Consider the following 23534-nt stretch of genomic DNA (forward strand, 5'->3'; position numbering starts at 1 on the left):
GCACATAACGGTGAACTGGCAGCCTGGACAGGTGATACCCAGATTTTCATTTATCCTGGTTATCAGTTTAAAGTGGTCGATCGTTTGATCACCAAGTTCCATTTACCAGAATCGACCCTGTTAATGCTGGTGTCTGCCTTGTCCAATCGTGACAATATTCTCAATGCTTACAAGCATGCAGTAGACAGCAAGTATCGCTTCTTCAGTTATGGCGATGCCATGCTGGTTGATCAGGTACAATAAGCGAGAACCATTGCCCATGCCGATCGAGTCTGTACAACAGTCCATTCATATTCGCCGCAAGAAAAATGCAGTGGTGTTTCAGAATATCGCTCGGCTTTGGGATCTGGGCCAACAGGCAAAAACACATCAGGAACTGCTAGACGGATTGCATCCCTGGAATGGCCCGATTACGCTCAAGTTTGAAAATAACCTGCCACTTGCGCTTGCCGGAATTGGGCTTTTTCTGATTGGCAGCATTTTTATTGCACCGGGAAATATCTGGATTCAGGGCAGTGTTTTTCTCGGCTGTCTCTGCATCTTCTGGGCCTATATTTGCTATGAACAGCAGCAGCCCTTAGAGGAAGTCATTGCTTTTCTGGAAGAACAGGCACTGACCAAGAAATATCAGCTTGCCTTTCAAAAACAACCACAGCATATTTCCATGCCTCTTAATCCCCTGCACTTTATCCGGCATTTAAAACATTTATTTCCAGTATTCAATCAAGGTTCGTTGAGTAATGAGATTCAGCGTTATGCCAGCACGGTATGGGAAGATGAAAATGGCCAGCAACATCAGGTACTGCTATTTCAATACCATTATATTGATGAAGTACAGACCCGAAACAAAGAGGGCCAACCGGTCAAACTGATGCAGGTTCACAAAGACCTGTGGGGCGTGTTTGTTTTTGATATCCAGATTCAGGGAGTGGCGGTCACCACCTCCAGAAAGAAATTTTATTATCCTTATAGCCATCCCTGGCACAGCAGCGATATTCGTACCAATCAGCGCTTAAGCTTTTATGGCAGTGATCCGATGCAGACCGCCAAATTACTCAGTCCGGGTTTTGTACTGCGACTGGCCGATTTTTTTGAACAGCGTCAGGGTGATTTGCTGTTTCACCCGGAAAACAAGATGCTGTGCTATCTGGGACCCCATGATTTATTTCAGGTATCGAGCAAGCAGCAGAATATTAGCGATATTTCCACATTGCGCGGTCACCTGAGAACGTTTAAATTAAAACAGCTCGAAAACTTACAACATGATCTGCTGCAGTTTTTAAAATAAATTTTTCGCATCATTTTTAAAATATAGATATAGCTTGGGGAGATCTCGGATGGGATTTTTGATTTTATGTTTGGTCATTGTGGCAGTGATTTTTGCGATTATCATGATCCGCAACAGTATTGTCCGTCATCACAACGCCATGATTCGGGCTTGGTCGGATGTTGCCAGTTATGAACGGCAAAAACTGAAAATTCTTGACGGGCTGCAACCGCTGGTCGAGCAATACTCAAGTTTCGAAAAAGGCACTCTGGAAAAAGTCACCGAACTGCGTCAGAACATCATGAACCTGAATATTAAGGATGCCGATATTGGGCAGTTGCAACGCATTGAAAGCCTGAATAAACAGTTAATGCATAGCCTGAATGTGGTCATCGAAAATTATCCGGAACTGAAAGCCAATGACATCTATCTGAAAATGATGGCTGAAATTGAAGAACAGAATGAAAATGTCGGTGCGGCGATTACCATCTATAATCGCAATGTCGAGCTGTTTAATAACCAGATCCAGATTTTTCCGCACAACATCATTAACAATATGTTGCTCAGAAAAAAAGTGGTACGGCCTTTCCGTGATCAAAGCGTGACCCAGAATTTTGATTACCGTCCGAACTTTCACTGAGTGAACAGCAATATCTGATAAAATTTTGCATCCTTGGCGCATTAACTTATTATAAAAACAGTCAAGGATGCGGCTGTACCTTTCTAAAACTTATAAAATAAAGAATAAAAATTATGCTGGATTATTTAGAGCACTTGCAACAGACGCTGGTCGAGGAATTTTATCGGTTATACGACCATTATCAGGATGATGAAATCTATGTCTGCAGTCTGGTCTTTGACGAATTTTTACTGCTGGATGATCTGGCGATCTCGACTGAACGCAGTATTTTTAAAGATCCGGAAGATCCACAGCAATATCTGGCTGAACAGGATCGCTGGAATGTCCGGAAATGGGGTTATCGAGCACATGCTTCGCCCGACTCTGGACTCATTCCCTTTAAAACCTTGCTGGCCGATTATTTTAAAACCCAGCACAGCTTTGGCCATCCGGTATTGGCACAGCAAAAACAGCTGCACGCGACGCATCTGGATTTATTGCTGGAGAGTTTTAAACAGGCCAAACATCGTCTTTCTGAGGCCTATGGTCTGGATCTGGATGGCATCCTGTTTTTCATGAGCCTGCCGACCCAAGCCGAATTTGAATGCCAATCCGCGCAGACCCTGAATCCTGAGCATATTCATTTACAGGATTTCTTGGCTTCCAGAAAAGTGACGCATTCTCCTGCCATGCAGAAACGCTTAAAACTCTCGAAAAACGATAAGGATATCCTGATTGATCTAGAGCAGATGCTGGTGATGGAACCTTATGATTATCTGCAAGTGGCGCAAGATGCCTATTTGCTAACCTTGGAATCCTACTTTGTCGATAGCAATATTTATATCCAGAAACTGATCCAGCATATCGCTGCAATGGCCTCCGAGCCGGATGGAAGCTGTGCCCTTAGCCGGGAAGATATTCAGCAGCGCTTGCAGCAGTTTTCTACACATCCGCCAATTTCTCCGGATGTTCCCTAGCTTCAGCGATAAATAAAATTACAGAGCGAATGCTCTACAATGCTGGCGTTTAGTGTAAGAATCAAGGAAAATAGCGCCCTTTAGCTATAACAATCAGCGAACTGTTTTTTCGCCTTGATGTGGAACTCCTATGAAGTTTGAAAAATTAGGTCAGTCGGGCCGTGCCCGTCGTGGTCGTTTAACGCTTGAACACGGTGTGGTGGAAACCCCAATGTTCATGCCTGTGGGGACTTATGGTACGGTTAAGGGCCTGTTGCCACGCGACATTAAAGAGATCAAATCTCAAGTCATTCTGGGCAATACTTTCCATTTGTATCTACGTCCAGGACTGGATGTGATTCGTGAACATGGCGGCCTGCACGGATTTATGAAATGGAATAGTCCCATTTTGACCGATTCAGGCGGCTTCCAGGTCTTCAGTCTGGGCGCAATGCGTAAAATTAAAGAAGAAGGTGTGACCTTCCGCTCACCAATTGATGGTTCAAAAGTATTTTTATCTCCTGAAATTTCAATGGATATTCAGCACACGCTGAACTCTGACATTGTGATGATTTTTGATGAATGTACTCCGTACCCTGCGACGCATGAAGAAGCGCAAAAATCTTTGCAACTTTCTTTACGCTGGGCCAAACGCTGCAAAACCCAGCATCATGACGTGCTGAAAAACCGTAATGCGCTGTTCGGTATTATTCAAGGCGGTATGTATGAAGATTTGCGTGAAGAATCGTTAAAAGGTTTACTAGAAATCGACTTTGATGGTTATGCGATTGGTGGCCTGTCCGTTGGTGAGCCAAAAGAGGAAATGATCAAGGTACTGGATTATCTTCCAGAAAAAATGCCTGCAGACAAACCGCGTTATCTGATGGGTGTCGGTAAGCCAGAAGACATTGTGGAAGCGGTGCGTCGTGGTGTCGATATGTTTGACTGCGTGATGCCAACCCGAAATGCACGTAACGGTCACTATTTTGTGACAGACGGCTTGGTGCGGATCCGTAATAGTAAATATCGTCATGACCAAAGCCCACTCGATCCGCATTGCGACTGCTATACTTGCCAGAATTTCACCCGTGCCTATTTATTCCATCTTGAGAAATGTGGGGAAATGCTCGGCTCAATGCTCGGTACGATTCATAATCTGCGCTATTACCTGCGTTTGACTGAAGCGATGCGTGATGCATTAGACAACGGTACATTTGACGAATTTGTTCATGACTTTTATGCCCGCCGTGGCCTGGAAGTGCCACCTTGTCCGCAAGATTAATCCATCAGCATTTGCGCTGAGGAAAAAGACAATGTAAATTGCAAGAATATGTCAATTTATTATCGAGTTGATCACCAGTTTTTTATTTTAGGAAAATGTAATGAGCCTTTTTATTTCGACTGCTCACGCTGCAGGTGAAGCTGCACAACAACCAAGCATGATGGCGAACCTTTTGATGATTGCTGTTTTTATTGCAATCTTCTATTTCTTGATCTGGCGTCCTCAATCTAAACGTGCCAAAGAACACCGTGCTTTGGTCGACAGCCTTGGCGTTGGCAGTGAAGTGGTATTTGCAGGCGGATTAATGGGCAAAATCACCAAGATTGAAGGTGACTTCGCAGTGGTTGAATTGAGCCGTGGTGTAGAAGTCAAAGTTCAACGTGCAAGTGTGATCTCAGTCCTCCCTGAAGGCACTTTAAATAACCTTTAATCAAAAATAGTCGTGCCCTCGCACGACTTTTTCATTTTAAGAAGAAAACGAATGCGTTACCCAGCATGGAAATATGTACTGATCCTGGTTGTCCTGTTGATCAGTACCTTATATGCCCTGCCAAGTTTGTATCCAGATGAACCTGCTGTACAGATTTCGGGTGCCAAAGCCGGTACTCAAATTGATGCAAGCATCGTACAAAAAGCAGAGCAAATTTTAAAAACTGAAAATATTGCCACCCATGACAATAGCTTTGACAACAATGCAGCCTTATTACGTGTAGATTCAAGTGAATCACAGCTTAAAGCCAAAGAGGCTTTACGTCGTGGTTTAGGTGATGATTACGTGGTTGCACTGAACCTTGCCCCGACCACCCCAGAATGGCTGCAAAAAATTGGTGCCAAACCAATGAAGCTCGGCCTGGATTTACGTGGTGGTGTTCACTTCTTGCTTGAAGTGGATATGGACAAGGCCATTGCCCAGCGTATGGAAACCTCTGCGACGGATCTACGTCGTCAGTTGCGTGATAACAACCTGAAATTTAATAACCTGAATTTAAGCAACAACACCATTGTGATGCAGTTTGCCAACAATGATGACCGTTCTGCAACGATGGACTTCTTGCGCCGTAATGGCAATGAGTTTACCCAGCAGGCTGTTGCGACCGAGACCGGTTCGACCTTACGTCTAAACTATACTGATGTGCGTAAGCAAGAAATTGAATCTTATGCCGTCAACCAGAACTTGACCACTTTACGTAACCGTATTAACGAGTTAGGTGTCGCAGAAGCACTGGTGCAAACTCAGGGCAGCAACCGTATTGTGGTTGAGCTTCCGGGTGTGCAGGATACCGCTGAAGCGAAACGTGTCTTGGGCCGTACCGCGAACCTCGAGTTCCGTTTGGTGGCTGACCAGAATGATCAATACATTGATCCATATACCGGTCAGGCAACGGGTGCATTGCCACCAGGCACAGAAGTCTTTGCTTATGAATCACTGGACAGTGGTCGTCAGCTCCTCCTGAACCGTAACCGTATCTTAACCGGTGAACGCGTTCAGAATGCATCAAGTGGTTTTAGCCAAGACACTGGCGGTGCAGAAGTAAATATTACCTTGGACAGCGCAGGCGGCAAACTGATGTCGGATGCCACCCGTAATGCGGTCGGCAAACGTATGGCCGTCTTGTTCATCGAGAACAAACAGCGCATTAACTATGTGGAAGATCCTGCGACCGGCACTCAAACTGAAGTTCGTACCCCGTATACTGAATCTGTAGTGATTAACGCTGCAACCATTCAGGCAGTACTGGGTTCTCAGTTCCGTATTACCGGTCTGGACTCACCGCAAGAAGCTGCTGAACTTGCCTTGATGCTGCGTGCAGGTGCGTTGGCTGCGCCAATGTACTTTGTTGAAGAACGTGTGATTGGTCCAAGTCTGGGTCAAGAGAACATCGATAAAGGTGTACTTTCAACTCAGATCGGTTTCCTCTTGGTTGCCATCTGGATGGTGGTATTCTTCCGTGTATTTGGTGTGATTGCCAACTTTGCACTGGTCTTTAACCTGGCAATGATTCTGACAGTCATGTCCTGGATTGGCGCTTCCCTGACCCTTCCGGGTATTGCCGGTATCGTCATTACCATCGGTATGGCGGTCGATGCCAACGTACTGATCTGTGAACGAATACGGGAAGAAATCAAATGGGGGGCTTCGCCAAAACAGGCGATTGTGGCCGGTTATGATCGTGCCTATAACACCATTTTCGACTCGAACTTGACCACATTTCTGGTGGCGTTCATTCTGTTCGCGATTGGTACAGGTCCGATCAAAGGCTTTGCCGTAACCCTGATGATTGGTATTGTCTGCTCGATGTTTACTGCCATTACAGTAACACGTGCAATCGTACAGATCATTTATGGCAAAAAACGTAACTTGAAAAAGTTGAGCATTTAAGGAGATCACTGATGACTGAAAATACTCAACTGAATCAAAAACAGTACGGTCGCCCTGAAGACGAACGCATTATTCCGTTTATGAAGATTGCGATGCCTGCGGCATTGTTTTCAATCCTCTTAACCGTTGCGAGTATCTTCTTTATTGCCACCAAAGGCCTGAACTTCGGTTTGGACTTTACTGGTGGTGTGGCAGCCGAGCTGAATTATACCAATCCGGTCAAACCTGAAGATGTCTCCAAGGCACTGAACCAGGCTGGCTTTAATGATGCTGTGGTACAGACCTTAGGGTCTGAACGTGACCTGATGGTGCGTATGCCGGTTCAGGAAGATATCGAAGCTGAAGACTTGACCAAGGCTGTTACAGCAGCGGTTCAACTGCCAAATAATGCGGCAGAAGTACCGAAGGTTGATGTCGTCGGTGGCCAGGTCGGTAACGAACTCTATGTTCGTTCTGGCGGTGCTGTGGCATTGGCACTCCTGCTGATGCTGGTCTATGTCACCATCCGCTTTGAGTTCAAGCTGGCCATGGGTGCCGTGTTGTCACTATTCCATGACATTATCGTCACCCTCGGGATCTTTGCGATGATGCAGTGGCCATTTGACCTCACTGTACTTGCGGCACTCCTTGCAATCATCGGTTTCTCACTGAATGATAATATCGTGGTTTCTGACCGTATCCGTGAGAACTTCCGTAAGATTCGTGGTGCAGAACCGGTCGAGATTATCAACATAGCCCTGACTGAAACCCTGCGTCGTACCATTCATACCTCTATGACCTTATTGCTGGTGGTGCTTGCCATGATGCTGATGGGTGGTGATGGTTTGAAATGGTTCTCGATCGCGATGTTTGTCGGTGTCTTTGTCGGGACCTATTCGTCGATCTATATCGGTACATCCTTTGCCTTGTGGCGCGGTCTAAACCGTCAGGACTTTATTGTTCAGGTGAAGCCAGAATTTGAAGACGAGAACCAGATTCCATAATCTGGTTCTGTTTCATTTTCATAATTCAGCCCATCTTTTGATGGGCTGAATTATTTCTACCATGTGAATATGAAGTAGTAGGAATAATCGCAATTACGGGGTGAATTTTCTCAATATCAGTTTTTTGAAAAACTATCTTTCTAGTTTCATTCAGACTTTGAAACTCATAATGATCCTGAGCTTTGCTCACCAACTGCAAAATGAGCTGCAGGCCATTGACCAGATACACACAGAGTATACCTGCAGTGGATAACTCAGCCTGTTTATCACAAATCAGCCACCAGCCCGGTTTTAAGCTGGGAAAATAATACGATTCAGTCACCTGAATCACATAATGCTGTGCTTGCAAATGAAAAATATCCTGATTGAACGAGAGTGCTGAATCTATGGAAATAAGTGTGAATGCCTGCTGTTGCACCACCTGCATTTGCAACAGTACACCTTGCGCTGGAACTGGAGATAATTCAACTTTTGGTTCAGCCGACTGATCTAAAATAAGAGTATCCAAACCCAGTTGTTGTTCTAACTCCCTTGCAGCCTTCTCGCCGATCTGACGTTTGCTATTCAGCAATTGTGCGATATACGATGCAGACAAGCCGAAATGTTCACAGATCTCTTTGCCGGTTTTAAATTGCTGCGTCTCGATCAGCAGATCAATCACCTTGGCCAGATTCGTGCGTCTGCGTTCAAATATTTCAGTGGCATTCATCATGGTCTGCTGGTCTGTTTTTATCTTTTTCATTGCAATACATTACAATAAAAAAGCCCGCAATCAAATTGCAGGCTTTTTAACTGATTCGACAGGAATTTAAGTACCTTGTACCAAACGACGGGCGCTAATAATCCCCGGTTGCTGCTCAAGACGGGCCAGCAGCTTGGAGAGTTGTGCCAGGCCTTTGACTTCAATCAGTAGCTTCATATTGGCGATACCATCCGCTTCTGAAATGGTATTGACCTGACGGATATTGATCTGATCGGAAAAAATCACTTGAGTCAGATCTTTGAGCAGACCACGTCGATCATAGGCTTCCACCACAATCTGTACGCTCTGACCACGCGTCGGCTGCATTTCCCAATCGGCCTCTACAGCGCGCTCAGGCTCTTGGGTGATCATACGGACATAGTCCGGACAAGCCACCTTATGAATGCTTACCCCACGATTTAGAGTGATATAGCCGGCAATTGATTCGCCATGCACCGGCTGGCAACATTGCGCCACGTGTAACTCAACATTATCCAGACCATCGATCAGAATGCCGTGCGCTGACAGCGTATGACTGGCACGCGGATTCAAGGCAGGTTTCAGCACCAGCTCAGGTTCGTCCTGATCCAGATGCATGTGACGGTTGACCTGATTAATCAGGGCATGCAGGCTGATATCACCATTGACCAGATTGACCAGAATGTCATCACCGGTTTTGACATTAAAGTGGTTGCAATAATCACTCAAATCGATCGATTTTGGATGGATCGCCAGACGTGACAATTCTTTGTTCAGCACTTCACGGCCAACTTCCAGGTTCTTGCTACGATCCTGTTGACGGAACCAGTGACGCAGCTTGTCCCGCGCACGTGCAGTCTTGATATAACCCAAAGAATTGACCAGCCAGTCCCGATTCGGTTCACGGTCTTTTTTGGTTAAAATCTCGACCTGTTCCCCGGTTTTCAGGGTATAGGTCAGTGGCACATAGCGCTGATTCACCCGTGCGGCATAACATTTGTTACCCACTTCGGTATGCACATGATAGGCAAAGTCGAGCACCGTTGAACCGCGTGGCAGCTCTTTGATGTCGCCATCCCGGCTAAACACATAGATCTTTTCAAAGCCTTCAAAATCTTGAATATGTTCAAAATTTTCGATTTCATCTTCAGATTCCTTATGTGCGCTTGATTCATTACGTTCCTGATAATGTTCAAGTACCGCACGCAAGGAGTGCAGACGATGGTTAAAGGAATGATCGGTGGTTTTAGAGCCTTCCTTATAATTAAAGTGTGAACATACCCCAAGCTCTGCTTCATCATGCATGGTATAGGTACGAATCTGCACTTCTAGTGACTTGTTTTCGGCAATCACTGCAGTATGCAAAGAACGATAGCCGTTGGCTTTCGGATTGGTAATATAGTCATCGAACTGATGCGGAATATGACGCCAGATCTGATGTACAATCCCTAAAGTGTGATAACACTCAGGTACACTTTTGACCAGTACCCGTAAGGCACGAATATCATAGAGCTGATCGAAACTCAGGCTCTTGCTTTTCATTTTTCGATAAATCGAATAAATGTGTTTCACCCGGCCATTAATTTCAGCCTCGATACCGTGCTCGGACAGTTCATTACGTAATTTATCAATCACGAACTGAATATACTGTTCTCGCTCCAAACGCTTCTCATTGAGCAAAGAAGCAATTTCTTTATAACGTTCTGGCGCAAGATAACGGAAAGCTAAATCTTCCAGTTCCCATTTTAACTGGGCAATACCCAAGCGGTGTGCCAGTGGTGAATAAATGGTCAGAATTTCCCGGGCAACCCGTTCCTGACGTTCACGCGAGGAATTGGCCAGTTCACGCAAGGCGTAGGTACGTTCGGCCAGCTTGACCAGAACCACACGCACATCTTCGGTGACCGAGATCAGCATTTTGTAAATGCCAGACAGATGTTCACGCTGGTTATTATTGAAATGATCTTCCAGACGCTTATTTTTTTCGATCAGCTCAGACAGCTTACCCATAGCCAGCGTGCCTTTGACCAGGCTATGTACCTGTTCGCCGAACTGTTCCAGCACTTCACTGAGGGGCATGACGCCTTCACGAACAGCCCGATACAGCATGGCTGCGGACAAAGTATCTTCATCGACATGCAGATGCGCCAGAATATCCGCCATCTCAATACCGGTATAAAAAGTATTGGAGCGGTGCTGAACCGTACTTTGCAGCTCTCTTTCTAATGTTAAGTGGGCGACTTCTTCGAGCTGCGTTAAAGGTGCGCCATCTAATATGCCACGAACCCGATCCAACCATTCCGTCAGATCGTGGTGTGCTTGTTCGGCATGTTCTACAGTCGTCTCCTGTGACAACTCATTGAGTCGTCCAGGGAGTTGCTCACGTACTGTGACCATACCCATCTCCTACTTTTAAAAACATCATTTCTTTAATCGTTTATTTGATTTTCTTTTTCGAACAATGCGATTGATTCAACATGTCCAGTATGTGTAAACATATCCATCACGCCCGCTTGGGTGAGACGATAGCCCTGTTGTACCAATAGTCCTGCATCTCTGGCGAGTGTCGCAGGATTACATGACACATAAACGATTCTTTTAGCTCCAAACTGAGGGATATAATGCATTACTTCTTCTGCCCCGGCACGTGGCGGGTCGATTAATAATGCATCAAAACCTTGATTTGCCCAAGTGTGGTGCGAGAAATCTTTGGTTAAATCTTGTGAATAGAACGCTATTTGTGCAATACCATTGTTTTTGGCATTTTCCGCACCACGTCGAACCATTTCATCACTTCCCTCGACCGCAATCACCTGACCCGACGCACCAACACAGCGCGCTAGCGGTAAAGAAAAGTTTCCTAATCCACAAAACAGATCCAGAACCCGTTCACCCTGTTGTAGCCGAAGCAAATCACATGCCAATCGTACCATTTGCGGATTGATGCTTGAATTTACCTGGGTAAAGTCCAGGGGATTAAAGCCGAATTTCACATCAAAGTCATCAAGACCATAGTGTAAGCGTGCAGATGCGTCTGGATCATCTATCCGCGAGAGCGTCTCTTTGCCGGCAGGCTGCAGATACAGTTGCCAGCCTTTCTGTAACGTAAATTCGCGCAATTGGTTGACATCATCGGCAGATAATTTTGCAGTTTCACGCACCAGCAGTGCAATTTCCTGATCCCCCATGGCCAATTCTATATGACCGATGTCGGCCTTACCATTGAGACCTTGCAGCAATTGTTTAAGACGTGTAACCGAGCCAAACTCGCGATCCAGAATCATGCAGCGATCAATCGGCGTCAGTTTGTTGGACTGATTTTCACGAAAACCCACCACCAACTGATTCTTGGAAGGCAGATAACGCACCCCAATCCGGGCTTTACGGCGATAATCTTCACGTTGTGAACGTAAAGGCGATAGCCATTGATCCGGCTGGATTCCAGCAAAATGCTGTAAATGCGATTTCAGAACATTCTGTTTCAGTTCAATCTGCGCATCCGCAGCAATATGCTGCATATTACAGCCACCACAAACCCCAAAATGCGGACACACCGGCTTCACGCGAATCTCGGAAGCGTCGCTTAACAATTCAAGACTGTCGGCTTCTTCAAGTTTTTTAACTTCGCGGGTAATGCGGGCACGCACGGTTTCACCCGGTAAGGCATAACGGATAAAGACTTTCTTGCCATGTTTATGCTGCGGATGATCCGGATGTGAACCATAATGAGCGATACCACGTCCCTCATGCGATAGTGACTCAACCTGAAAAATGTACTCGGGTTGCTGGATAGGACGTGCTTGTGCTCGATGTTTCATGAAAACCTAGGGTGTGGAGATGGGAAAATCAAATTGGGTAAATTCAGTTCGTTGCGAAGTCTCACGCCAAACTGATAAAAAGTCCGCATGCTGCGGTTGAGTATGCAAATATTGAATCGTGCTTTGCAGCAGATGCTGATAATCCGGCAGTAACAGCTGGCCTTTTAACAGCAACCAGCGGATATACACCAGCCAGGTATTCAGGACATCACCTTCACAATAAGACGTCAGTTCGGTCCATTGCTGATTGCGAACATATTCCGGAACCCGATAGGCTCCGTCACCGCGCTTACCTGGATAACCCAGCAAATGTGCAACATCGTCCAGTTTCTGGAAATGACGGGCATGGAACATGGCCATCACATCCATCAGATCGACATGACGATGATGGTAACGATTCTGGTAGTTATTATAACGCTTTTGCGTATCAATTTCGCCCTGATCGAACAGACTCGGTGCAGAGAGTCCATGATACATGGCACGGTATAAAATTACTGGTAAATCAAACTGTGAGCCATTCCAACTAACTAGTGTCGGATGGCGCTTGTCAAAAATGGACAAAAATTTTTTCAAAATTTCTGCTTCAGAATGCTGTTCCCGGCTAAAGGAAAACAGCTTCATGCCCTGCTCATCCATCCATAAACCGGAAATACAGACGATTTCATGCAGCGGCAAACGCTGAAAATCCGAACCTGAGTCCTGACGGCGTAATTTGGTCAGGGCCTGATCCAGATCTGCTTCGGGCAGGTCCAGACCAAACAGATGCGCGCCTGATTTGAGATCGGTTTGGGTTTCAATATCGAAAGTTAAAACAGGCAGGCGCATAAAACAGTGCTCAAATAATTATTCAGGATCTTGTACAGAGAATAACCCTGTAGACAGGTAACGGTCACCACGGTCACAGATAATACACACAATCACTGCATCCGGATTTTCTTCTGCCAGTTTAATCGACGCCCACACTGCCCCACCAGAAGAGGTTCCAGCACTGATGCCTTCTTTCTGTGCCAGCTTGCGCATGGTTTTTTCAGCTTCGATTTGTGGAATATCAATAATCCGATCCACGCGGCTGCGGTCGAAAATGGTTGGCAGATATTCTTCTGGCCAGCGACGGATTCCGGCAATACTTGAACCATCAGATGGCTGTAAACCAACGATCTGAATATCAGGATTCATTTCTTTCAGGTATTTCGACACACCCATAATGGTGCCAGTGGTACCCATTGAGCTGACAAAATGAGTAATCTTTCCACCGGTTTGTTGCCAGATTTCTGGACCCGTGGTCAGGTAATGTGCTTCGACATTGTCCGGATTCCCAAACTGATTTAGCACCAGGCCCACGCCATCATTCTGCATTTGAGCAGCAAGATCACGTGCACCTTCCATGCCCTGCTCTTTGGTTACTTCAATCAGCTCAGCACCATAAGCACGCATCGCGTCCTTACGTTCCTGACTCATATTGTTCGGCATGATCAGCTTCATTTTATAGCCACGCATTGCTGCGACCATCGCCAATGCAATCCCCGTATTTCCGCTCGTTGCCTCAATCAGGGTGTCACCCGGTTTGATCTGCCCACGCTTCTCGGCCTGCATGATCATATTATAGGCCGGACGGTCTTTGACCGAACCTGCCGGGTTATTGCCTTCGAGTTTCGCGAGTACTGTAGCTTGAGTGTGACTTGCCAGACGCTGCAAACGCACCAGCGGCGTTTTGCCTACATAATGGTCTAACAAAAATTCATCTGCTTGAAAATCAGGGGTGGTATTACTCATTATTTGCACCTATATCGAGGTGCGGCTATTGTATGAAAAAATGCTTTTCCCTGCACCCATTTAGCAAGGCTTTTTCAGAAAACTCACTAAAACTCACATACTATCAAGCCATAAACTGCATTTTCCTGTCCTTTAGCCAGATGACACAACCCTCTGGTGAAAATGAAAGCTCCATTTCAGTCAGACACTTTTAAATATTGAAATTCCGGACGCTTTAGTCTTGCTCTACTTGAACAAAATTGACTGAAATCTCTTGTATTTTTAGCCCCTAATCCGAACATTTATAAAAATAGTGCTTAAATTTTAACTGTCGATTTAAAGCATGCTAATATGCCAAGCATAAAGAAAATACTGCTTAAATCATGTCAACGATCAACAAAAAGCTGTTTAAACGCCTACACTTAAATCATGCCTATGGACAGCTGATTGCGCTGATTTTTGTGCCAATTACCATTTTGGCCTGCGTCGGTGCCATGCTGGTGTTGACTGAAACCTCGAATGCCGCACGTGCCCAGCAGAAGCAGATGGCCATTGCGATTCTGACCCGCTTTCAAGGTACTTCAGAATATGCACTGGATATTTTGAACCTGTATCCCTGGCAATATGACCAAGCCCACAATGCCATGCAGAACATGCTGAATGAAAAGCATCTGGTTCGAGCAGCAGTTCTGGATGAAAATGGCAAGAACCGTTTGGGTATCGGCTTTCAGGAACAGACACCTTGGCCAGAATTTGAGAAAAGTGGTAATTTTGTTGGCCCGATTCTGCATCAAGATAATCATATCTATGCCATTAAAGTGAATGAAAACACTTTTTCTACCGGCTGGCTGGCGATTGAACTGGATAATCAGCCCCTAGAAATTGCCCGTTACCGGGTACTGATCGTACTGATTGCGACCGGATTACTGACCTTATTATTGCTATTGCTCTGCTTGAATTTCTACTCACGGCGCTGGATTGCCCCGATGTATGAAATTCGCATGCAGTTGCAACGCCTGAATGCCGATACCCTCGGCCAGCATATGGTGATTAACAGCACCGGAGAGCTGCGTTTATTGCAACGTGATATTGCCAATGTGGTAAAACGGCTGCATTTCAGCTTTCTGGAATTGCGTGAACATACCGAACAGACCGAAGACGATTTGCGCCGTACCCTCGACACTTTAGAAGTCCAGAATATTACCTATCGTCAGGCACGTGACCAAGCCATCTCGGCCAACCAAGCCAAGTCGGTATTTCTGGCCAATATCTCCCATGAACTGCGTACTCCGCTGAACAGTATTGATGGTTTTATTCATCTGTTATTACGTCAGGGCAATCTCAGCAATGAGCAGAGCCTTTATTTGCAGACCATCCGTAAGTCTTCCGCGCATTTGCTGGCACTGATTAATGATGTGCTGGATTTTTCCAAAATTGATGCCGGCAAACTGGAACTGGAAACTGCACCTTTTGATCTGGAAGAAGCGATTTTTGATGTGATGGACATGCTGTCGCCACTGGCAGCACAAAAACATATTGATATGGCTTTCTATTATGCAGACGGTGTGCCAAAACATGTGATTGGGGATGCATTACGTTTTAAACAGATTCTGACCAACCTGATTTCCAATGCCATCAAGTTCACTCCGGATGGAGAAATCATTGTCCGGGCACGCATGGAACATGATGGTATGGATCAATGTGTGCTGCATTTTAGTGTACAGGACAGCGGTATTGGCCTGAGTGGTACAGACCGTAAAAAGCTGTTTGAATCTTTCTCGCAGGGTGATACCTCGGTGACCCGTCAATTCGGCGGCACCGGTCTTGGTCTGGCGATTTCCAAACAGCTGGTCAGCCTGATGCATGGCCAGATTGGTTTTGAAGACAATCAGGAACGTGCCCCAACCGAAAAAGGCTCAACTTTCTGGTTTACTGCCCAGTTCCTGGTCGATGAAGATACCGTGATTGAGCATCCAGATTTTAGCGAATTGACCGTGGTGTCTTATCTTGCCCATCCGGCAACTGCGAATGTGCTGCGTCATTATCTGGAAAATTATCAGGTTAAACATATTGAATGTGCATCGATTCTGGATCTGTTTAGCCGTCTGAATCATTTACAGAATAGCGAAAATACCTGGCTGATCGTTGATCATAGTGGTGACAGTGAAGTCTTGTTACGTGAAATCCGTTCACGTTATCAGGGTCATCTGGCTGTCTATGGTTATCAGATGCAGCTGGATCCGAGCATGCTCAACGACCATCATGCCCGTGCCCTGCATCAACCCCTCAGCCGCAGCTCGCTGATTCAGTTACTCGGCAATCAGCCAGTCTTCGATCAGGAACAGCATGAAGAATTCAATGGTCAAGGCCTGCATATTCTGGCCGTGGATGATCATTTGCCCAACCTGATTGTTCTGGAAGCCTTGCTGGGCGAACTCAATGTCACCACGACCAAAGCCCTCAGCGGACAGGAAGCGATCGATATTATTCAGCGCCGTTATGAACAGGAACAGCCAGCGTTTGATCTGGTGTTTATGGATATTCAGATGCCGGTGATGTCAGGGATCGATACCACTCGTGCTATTCGCTCGCTGGAATCGACCTTTGAAAATCATAGCCGCCTGCCGATTATTGCCCTGACAGCGCATGCACTTTCTGATGAAAAACATAAACTGCTGCAAAACGGCATGGATGATTATGTCACCAAGCCGATCCAGATCGAGCAGATTATCCAAATTTTGACGCACTGGACTACCGAGCATTTTAAACGGATTCCGGTACTGGAACGTGCCAATGTGATTGATGCACTGGATCCAAATATTCTGGACTGGCAGCAAGGCCTGCAACTGGCAGCCAATAAGGAAGATCTGGCGGTAGACCTGTTACGCATGCTGGTGGACAGCTTTGCAGATGAACTCGATGAAATGCAGCAACTGATTGAACTGGAAGATTTTCCACAACTTGAACATGTGTTGCATCGTCTTTACGGCGCAACCCGTTATGTCGGAGCACCGACTCTGCAGAAAGTCACCGGGGGCTTTGAACAGTTCGTTTCGACCTTGCGTAAAGAACGCCGTAAGGCCGATGAAAGCTTTGTCCAGGATGTGTTGAAATATTTTGATGAACTCAAAGCCGTGGTTGAACAGGTTGAACAGGCTGCCCAGCAAATTTTGAAGCAACATTTAAATTAAAGATTTGAAGCTGCTCAGCTCATGATTTGAGAAGTGTGACTGAGCTGTCATGCAAGCCCAAAAGCTGCATGCTATGCTCAAGCCAGGAAAATAAGGAAGAATGCCATGTCACTTGTACGCTTGGAAAAAAATAACGGCATTGCCACTGTTACATTGAATCGTCCAGATAAACGCAATGCCATGAGCTTTGCCCTGCTGCGCGAACTGGTCGCGACTGCACAAAAAATCAAAAAAGATAAAAGCATCCGTTGTGTGATTTTAACCGGTGAAGCTCAGGTCTTTAGTGCCGGTATTGATCTGGCAGATTTAAATAATCCTAAAAATCGTGCTTATGCTGCATGGGAACTAATCCGTCCGGGTCAAAGCTTATTTCAAAAAGCATTTCTGGTCTGGCAGGAATTACCGGTTCCGGTAATTGCCGCGATGGAAGGCTTCTGTTTTGGTGCCGGCATGCAGCTTGCTCTGGCCGCAGATATCCGCATTGCCCATCCTGAGACCAAAATGTCGATCATGGAAACCCGTTGGGGACTCGTGCCAGATATGGGACTCAGCCGTTCGCTGAAAGGCCTGATTGGTATTGATCTGGCCAAAGAGTTAACTTTGACTGCCCGGATTTTTGAGGGTGAATATGCCAAAGAAATCGGTCTGATTACCCATGTGGATGAACAGCCACTGGCAAGAGCACAAGCCTTGGCTGAAGAAATGCTGCAACGTTCTCCAGATGCGCTGATGGCGTCTAAATTTGTACTGGATGCCATGCAGCATCGTCCGAACAAATCCCTGCGTATGGAAAAAATCTGGCAACTTAAATTGCTGCTGGGTAAAAACAGTCAATTGGCCCGTAAAAAAGACAAGAATCCAGAGGTTCAGTTTGTACCGCGCCAATACAAATAAACCAAGTCTGAATCCAGGAAAGGAATAAAACAAAGCATGCTGTTGAATCGCGATACTAAAATTGCCTTTTTAGGTATGGGTTTAATGGGCACTCGCATGGCCACACGTCTGCTTCAGGCAGGTTTTCAGGTGGCTGTATGGAACCGTACCCCGGCTGCCTATCATCCGTTGTTAGAGTTAGGTGCAACTACGCTGTCTTTGGATCAGATTGCGGATTATCCGGTGATTCTCACTTGCCTAGCAGATGATCATGCCATGCAATCTGTTTTTGCTCAGATCGAACCATATTTGGTTGCAGAGCAAGTGATTGTGGATTTTTCCAGTCTTTCGGTACAGCAAACCCAAGCACTTGCCGCGCAAGCACAGGCTAAGAAAGTGACTTGGATTGATTCTCCAGTTTCAGGGGGTACCGCCGGAGCTGAACAAGGCAGTCTGGTGATTTTTGCCGGTGGTGATGCCGCAACGATTGAAGCTTTAACGTCAATCTATAAAGTGCTATCACAACGCGTGACCCGTATGGGTGATACGGGTACCGGTCAGGCGACCAAAATCTGTAATCAGCTGATTGTGGCTGCCAATAGCACCTTGATCGCAGAAGCGGTCGCCTTGGCTGGACTTGCCGGGGTGGATACATGTTTACTGGCACCAGCGCTGGCGGGTGGTTTTGCCGACTCCAAGCCTTTTCAGATTCTGGCACCCCGTATGGCCACGCAAACCTTTGAACCGGTGCAATGGAAAGTACAGACCTTATCCAAAGATTTGAATAATGCCGTGCAACTGGCCCAAAGCTTTGACCTGGATGTTCCGGTCGCAACTCAAGCTTTATCACAGCTACATGCCCATCAAGCTCAAGGCTTTGCCGAAGCAGATCTGGCTACTGTAATCCAGCAACTAAAACATTCATAACGCTTGATTTATGCAGCCCTGAATATTGAAGAGACATACATGATTAAACTTGCCATCAACCTGTCGATGATTTTTACCGAAGTGCCGCTTATCGAACGTTTCGCGCTGGCTCGTGCACAGGGTTTTAATCATGTGGAAGTCCAGTTTCCTTATGAGCTCACGATTGGCCAGATTCAAAACCAGCTCAGCACGCATCAACTGAACTTGTGCCTGATTAATGTGCCAGCGGGCGATTTAATGCAGGGCGGTCATGGTCTGGCCGGCATTCCAGGACAGGAAATCGAGTTTCGTCATGCTGTTGAGCAGGCCATCCAGTATGCCACGGCGTTGAATGTACCGCGGGTCAATATTCTGGCAGGAAAACAGCCCCTGGACTGTGATCTTTTACCCTGCCTGAATACGCTGGCGAGCAACCTGAAAATGGCCTGTTCAATGCTGCTTGAGCATCAAATTGAACCGGTGTTTGAAATGATCAATGGCACCGATATGCCACGTTTTTTGATTCAAAATGTTGCTCAAGCCCAAGAAATGCTGGAAGCGGTACATCATCCGGCCTTAAAAATGCAGTATGACTGTTACCACATGGCCATGATGGGCGAAGATGTACTGGAAACTTTGCAAGAAAATATTGCCTCGATTGGTCATATCCAGTTTGCGGATTGTCCGGGACGGCATCAACCCAATACGGCCTCAATTCAATATCATGATATATTTCAGTGGTTAAAACATAGTCAATATCAAGGTTATGTTGCTGCCGAGTATAAACCCAGCGGACATTCCAACGATTCCTTTGACTGGAAAGCTGAGTTCTTTCCGGAGCATGACTGAGTGGACTGCGGCTTCATTTGAAATTCAGGACTAAAACCGCTATATTAGACCATGCATAATTGTTAGGAAATTACACTCCCCATGAATTTAGAACCATCGCCCAGCGCTTCTAATTCTCACGATCTTACTATGAATTCAAATTCTCAAGCTGTACAGGACTGCTTAAAAGTCGTACATGCTGCACTTGAAGATGTAAAAGCAAAAGAAATTGTTGAGCTTGATGTCAGCGGTATCAGTAATGTGGCTGATGCTATGGTCATTGCAAGCGGTACATCGACACGTCACATCAAATCATTGGCCAATAACGTTGCTGAAGAAGCACGTAAAGCTGGCTTCCGCCCTCTTGGTATTGAAGGCGAACGTGATGCTGAATGGATCCTCATCGACCTTGGTTATGTGGTGGTTCATTGTATGCTTCCAACAGCGCGTAAATTCTATGACCTAGAAAGCTTATGGCGCAATCCTACAGATACTGACTCTGTAGCGTAAAAACCGAATATTCAAAAAAGCGACCTGTGTAGGTCGCTTTTTTATTGCCTATTCATCCAACTTTATAAGCGTTAATACCACTCAATCTATTAGCTATTTTTCTTTAATTTTCATCTTGTCTTATGCACCGATTTGATTGGTATTTTAGGATCAATTCATCATAAACATAGAAGTTCGATGACCACTCAATAATCCTTTTTCCAAGATATAAAATAAAAATCCCCCTTTATTAAAGGGGGACTTAGGGGGATTCTAATGATTTAAATGATTAGTGACCCGTACCATTAATCGCTTTGGTCATGTCTTCCACAACTTTCTTGGCATCACCGAAGATCATCATGGTCTTGTCATTATAGAACAAGTCATTGTCCAGACCTGCATAACCGGTTGCCATAGAACGCTTGATCACCATAATCGTACGTGCCTTATGCGCTTCCAGAATCGGCATGCCATAAATTGGCGATGTTGGATCATCTTTCGCCGCAGGATTCACAACGTCGTTCGCACCAATGACCAGCACCACATCTGTTGCCGGGAAGTCCGAGTTGATTTCATCCATTTCTAGGATGTCTTCATACGGTACGTCCGCTTCAGCAAGGAGTACGTTCATATGACCCGGCATACGACCTGCTACAGGGTGAATCGCGAAACGAACCGTTACGCCCTGCTCTTTCAGCAAGTTAGCCAATTCTTTTACCGCATTCTGTGCACGGCCTTGCGCCATACCATAACCTGGTACAATCACCACGCTGTCGGCATTTGACATCAGGAAGCCTGCGTCATCTGCCGAACCTGAACGGTGATTACGTTGAACCTGTTCACCTGCTCCTGCTGTCGGCGTAGCTGCACCGCCCATCGCACCACCAAACAAAACGTTGATGATGGAACGGTTCATCGCTTTACACATGATGTAAGACAGAATCGCACCTGAAGAACCCACCAGTGAACCTGCAACAATCAGCATGTTGTTTTCTAGGGTAAAACCAATACCAGCTGCTGCCCAACCCGAGAATGAGTTGAGTAGCGATACCACCACTGGCATATCACCACCACCGACTGGTGCAATCCATACCCAGCCGAATGCCAGCGCAAGACCTGTCATCGCCCAGAACGAGGTCATATTGCCAGTCAGGAAGAAGTGAATACCGAAACCTAACATTGCAATAAAGATGATTGCCTGAACCGGTTTCACCCACGCACCTGAAATGGTTTTCGCCCATTTCTTTGCAGCCAGTTTGCCGTAAGCAAAGACTGATGCTGTAAAGGTAATCGCACCCACGAAACAGCCCACAAACAGTTCAAATAAATGAACACGGCTCATTTCATGGAAATTCACACCATTGGCAGCCAACAAGTCTGGACCTAGTTCAATCAGTTTGTTGTTGTGAATAATTGCAGCGACAGCGATCAGGACCGCAGCCAAACCTACCAATGAGTGCATCAACGCTACAGTTTCAGGCATCTGCGTCATTGGAACTGTACGTGCACGAGCAATACCCACGATTGCACCTAGCACCATTGCACCAATGATCATCCAGACCACTGGATTCTCAGCCACAAAGAAGGTAGTCACGACCGCAATGGCCATCGCGATCATCCCGTAACGGTTACCGGCAATCGCAGTTTTGGGACCTGATAAACCACGTAGCGTCAGGATAAAAAGAACGGCACCAATCAGGTAGAACCAATCCGCATATTCTCGAATCATTTCCATGGATTAACCCTCTTTTTTCTTTTGCTTAGGTTTAAACATTTCCAGCATACGTGCAGTCACTGCAAAACCACCAAAAATATTAATACTGGCCAGGAACACCGCAATTGCACCAAGCACGCTCACCACGTTAATGGTCTGGAAATCCACGCTACCTTCAACGCCAATCACCGGCAGGCCAACGGTCTGAATCATCGCACCGACAATAATGATCGATGACAAAGCATTGGTCACCGCCATCAACGGCGTATGCAATGCCGGTGTTACACCCCACACCACGTAGTAACCTACAAAAATGGCAAGGACAAAAATCGTAATTGTTTCAACCATGAGTCTTCTCCTTAACCACGTTTCAGCAGCACTTGGCCGCCATGAGTGACAAGTAGGGCTTTTTGAATTTCTTCTTCTTGATTCAGGACAAAATTCTTATCTGCATCAAATAGTGTTTCAACGAAGTTAAATACGTTACGAGCGTATAAAGCAGAGGCTTCAGTTGATACAGTCGACGGAATATTTGGAATGCCGAGAATTTTCACGCCGTTGTCGGTATGGACTGTTTCGCCACATTTTGAACTTTCGACGTTGCCGCCAGATTCTACTGCCATGTCCAGAATCACTGAACCCGGTTTCATTTTCGCAACTGTTTCAGCACGAATTAAACGCGGTGCATCACGACCTGGTAAAAGCGCTGTGGTAATCACGATGTCAGCATTCGACACCGCTTTATCAACAATTGCAGCCTGATCGCGGATGTATTCTTCACCCGGCATCCAGCCATAACCATTTTTAGCAGCATCTGCAGCTTTTTGTTGCTCTTCAGCAGACATTGGCACGTCTAACCATTTACCACCTAAAGATTCAACCTGATCTTTGGCAGTTGGACGCAAATCTGTGGCTTCAACGATGGCACCTAAACGTTTTGCTGTTGCAATCGCTTGCAGACCTGCTACGCCGACCCCCATGATCACGACACGAGCCGGTTTGACCGTACCCGCAGCAGTCATCAGCATCGGGAACATGCGCTGGTATTCAGCCGCAGCCAAAAGCACCGACTTATAACCTGCGAGGTTGGCTTGAGAAGACAAGACATCCATGTTCTGCGCACGAGACAAGGTTCGTGGCAAAAGTTCCAATGCAAATGCAGACACGTTTTGTGCCGCGAATTGGTCAAGCTCAGTATTACGGTAAGGATCAAACATTGCCACGATAGTGGTGTTCGGGTTGAGTTTTTGAATTTCCTCACCTTTCGGTGCACGAACTTTTAAAATCAACTGACTGCCGGTGTAGGCATCATCCGTAATTTTGGCACCAACTTGTTCATAGGCACTATCAATATAGGCAGCTTTAACACCTGCACCACGTTCGATAATCACGCTATGTCCTGCGCTGATCAATTTCTTTACTGTCTCTGGCGTCGCAGCGACGCGATTTTCACCGACAACAGTTTCGGCTGGAATTCCGATCTGCATGAGCGTTCCTCAAGCTAATTTTTCTTAAGTAAACATCGTGTAAACGATGCTTCCCCTCAGGATGTGTTCTTGTTGAATTTTTGGATTCTAATCAAACTGTTTGAAATTACCACCTACTATTTATTTAATAAATACCTATATTTTGAACTGATGATTCATAAAAATGATGCTGTGATAGCACATTTATTTAATTCTCTAGCCATTCATATTCGATGCTTTTATAAACGATATTCATTCCGCTGACTGAAATATCCAGATTTTGCTGGTG

21 protein-coding genes are annotated in these 23534 nt (G+C 46.0%); 13 read left to right on the top strand and 8 right to left on the bottom strand.

Features of this window, described 5'->3' with window-relative positions:
* From WAK81_RS12535 to secF, 8 genes are all read left to right on the top strand, one after another.
* Positions 1–243: S-adenosylmethionine:tRNA ribosyltransferase-isomerase (locus WAK81_RS12535; RefSeq protein ID WP_422197227.1), on the top strand; the 243-nt coding region annotated here is incomplete at its 5' end.
* A 16-nt stretch (positions 244–259) separates the two neighbouring features.
* Positions 260–1288: a hypothetical protein gene (locus tag WAK81_RS12540; protein WP_422197229.1), complete on the top strand. Its 1029-nt coding sequence runs from the start codon at positions 260–262 to the stop codon at positions 1286–1288.
* 49 nt (positions 1289–1337) lie between these two features.
* Complete coding sequence (locus WAK81_RS12545; protein ID WP_422197231.1) at positions 1338–1907, top strand: LemA family protein; 570 nt, start codon at positions 1338–1340, stop codon at positions 1905–1907.
* Between the two features lie 113 nt (positions 1908–2020).
* The gene (locus WAK81_RS12550) at positions 2021–2863 is read left to right on the top strand and encodes a DUF4303 domain-containing protein (protein WP_422197233.1); all 843 of its coding nucleotides are present in this window, start codon (positions 2021–2023) and stop codon (positions 2861–2863) included.
* Positions 2864–2993: 130 nt separating this feature from the next.
* Complete coding sequence (gene tgt, locus WAK81_RS12555; RefSeq protein ID WP_422197235.1) at positions 2994–4124, top strand: tRNA guanosine(34) transglycosylase Tgt; 1131 nt, start codon at positions 2994–2996, stop codon at positions 4122–4124.
* A gap of 100 nt (positions 4125–4224) precedes the next feature.
* Positions 4225–4554, top strand: a complete 330-nt coding sequence (yajC, locus tag WAK81_RS12560) for a preprotein translocase subunit YajC (RefSeq protein ID WP_004645158.1) — start codon at positions 4225–4227, stop codon at positions 4552–4554.
* Between the two features lie 51 nt (positions 4555–4605).
* Positions 4606–6504, top strand: coding sequence for a protein translocase subunit SecD (gene secD, locus WAK81_RS12565; RefSeq protein ID WP_422197238.1), 1899 nt, complete (start codon positions 4606–4608; stop codon positions 6502–6504).
* An 8-nt stretch (positions 6505–6512) separates the two neighbouring features.
* Positions 6513–7487 carry a protein translocase subunit SecF gene (gene secF, locus WAK81_RS12570; RefSeq protein WP_422197322.1) on the top strand — a complete coding sequence of 325 codons (975 nt, stop codon included), beginning with the start codon at positions 6513–6515 and terminating at the stop codon, positions 7485–7487.
* A 25-nt stretch (positions 7488–7512) separates the two neighbouring features.
* On the opposite strand, the gene WAK81_RS12575 is transcribed toward secF, so the two are convergent.
* The 5 genes from WAK81_RS12575 to cysM form a co-directional block, all read right to left on the bottom strand.
* Positions 7513–8196, bottom strand: coding sequence for a S24 family peptidase (locus WAK81_RS12575; RefSeq protein ID WP_422197324.1), 684 nt, complete (start codon positions 8194–8196; stop codon positions 7513–7515).
* Positions 8197–8295: 99 nt separating this feature from the next.
* Positions 8296–10605, bottom strand: coding sequence for a RelA/SpoT family protein (locus WAK81_RS12580; protein ID WP_422197240.1), 2310 nt, complete (start codon positions 10603–10605; stop codon positions 8296–8298).
* A 32-nt stretch (positions 10606–10637) separates the two neighbouring features.
* Complete coding sequence (gene rlmD / locus WAK81_RS12585; protein WP_422197242.1) at positions 10638–12026, bottom strand: 23S rRNA (uracil(1939)-C(5))-methyltransferase RlmD; 1389 nt, start codon at positions 12024–12026, stop codon at positions 10638–10640.
* A 6-nt stretch (positions 12027–12032) separates the two neighbouring features.
* Positions 12033–12851 carry a 3'-5' exonuclease gene (locus WAK81_RS12590; RefSeq protein WP_005101819.1) on the bottom strand — a complete coding sequence of 273 codons (819 nt, stop codon included), beginning with the start codon at positions 12849–12851 and terminating at the stop codon, positions 12033–12035.
* Positions 12852–12869: 18 nt separating this feature from the next.
* Positions 12870–13799: a cysteine synthase CysM gene (gene cysM, locus WAK81_RS12595; RefSeq protein ID WP_004645150.1), complete on the bottom strand. Its 930-nt coding sequence runs from the start codon at positions 13797–13799 to the stop codon at positions 12870–12872.
* Positions 13800–14161: 362 nt separating this feature from the next.
* Here cysM and WAK81_RS12600 point away from each other — a divergent pair, with 362 nt between their 5' ends.
* From WAK81_RS12600 to rsfS, 5 genes are all read left to right on the top strand, one after another.
* Entirely contained in the window at positions 14162–16969 is a 2808-nt protein-coding gene (locus tag WAK81_RS12600) for an ATP-binding protein (protein ID WP_422197245.1), read from the top strand.
* 105 nt (positions 16970–17074) lie between these two features.
* On the top strand, positions 17075–17863 hold the full coding sequence (locus WAK81_RS12605) for a crotonase/enoyl-CoA hydratase family protein (RefSeq protein ID WP_004645147.1): 789 nt from the start codon (positions 17075–17077) through the stop codon (positions 17861–17863).
* A 36-nt stretch (positions 17864–17899) separates the two neighbouring features.
* A complete protein-coding gene (locus WAK81_RS12610; protein WP_422197247.1) occupies positions 17900–18769 on the top strand; it encodes an NAD(P)-dependent oxidoreductase in 870 nt (289 codons plus the stop codon).
* A gap of 39 nt (positions 18770–18808) precedes the next feature.
* On the top strand, positions 18809–19597 hold the full coding sequence (locus tag WAK81_RS12615) for a hydroxypyruvate isomerase family protein (RefSeq protein WP_422197249.1): 789 nt from the start codon (positions 18809–18811) through the stop codon (positions 19595–19597).
* Positions 19598–19678: 81 nt separating this feature from the next.
* Entirely contained in the window at positions 19679–20086 is a 408-nt protein-coding gene (rsfS, locus tag WAK81_RS12620; RefSeq protein ID WP_004645144.1) for a ribosome silencing factor, read from the top strand.
* A gap of 268 nt (positions 20087–20354) precedes the next feature.
* Here rsfS and WAK81_RS12625 read toward each other — a convergent pair whose 3' ends face one another.
* The 3 genes from WAK81_RS12625 to WAK81_RS12635 are packed head-to-tail and all read right to left on the bottom strand — an operon-like array spanning position 20355 to position 23266.
* Positions 20355–21800, bottom strand: a complete 1446-nt coding sequence (locus WAK81_RS12625) for an NAD(P)(+) transhydrogenase (Re/Si-specific) subunit beta (protein ID WP_422197252.1) — start codon at positions 21798–21800, stop codon at positions 20355–20357.
* Positions 21801–21803: 3 nt separating this feature from the next.
* Positions 21804–22127 (bottom strand): proton-translocating transhydrogenase family protein, encoded by a 324-nt coding sequence (locus WAK81_RS12630; RefSeq protein WP_004281642.1) that lies wholly within the window; start codon positions 22125–22127, stop codon positions 21804–21806.
* Between the two features lie 11 nt (positions 22128–22138).
* Positions 22139–23266 (bottom strand): Re/Si-specific NAD(P)(+) transhydrogenase subunit alpha, encoded by a 1128-nt coding sequence (locus WAK81_RS12635; RefSeq protein WP_422197254.1) that lies wholly within the window; start codon positions 23264–23266, stop codon positions 22139–22141.
* Positions 23267–23534 lie beyond the last annotated feature (268 nt).

This window comes from Acinetobacter sp. (assembly GCF_049284435.1).
GTDB lineage: Bacteria > Pseudomonadota > Gammaproteobacteria > Pseudomonadales > Moraxellaceae > Acinetobacter.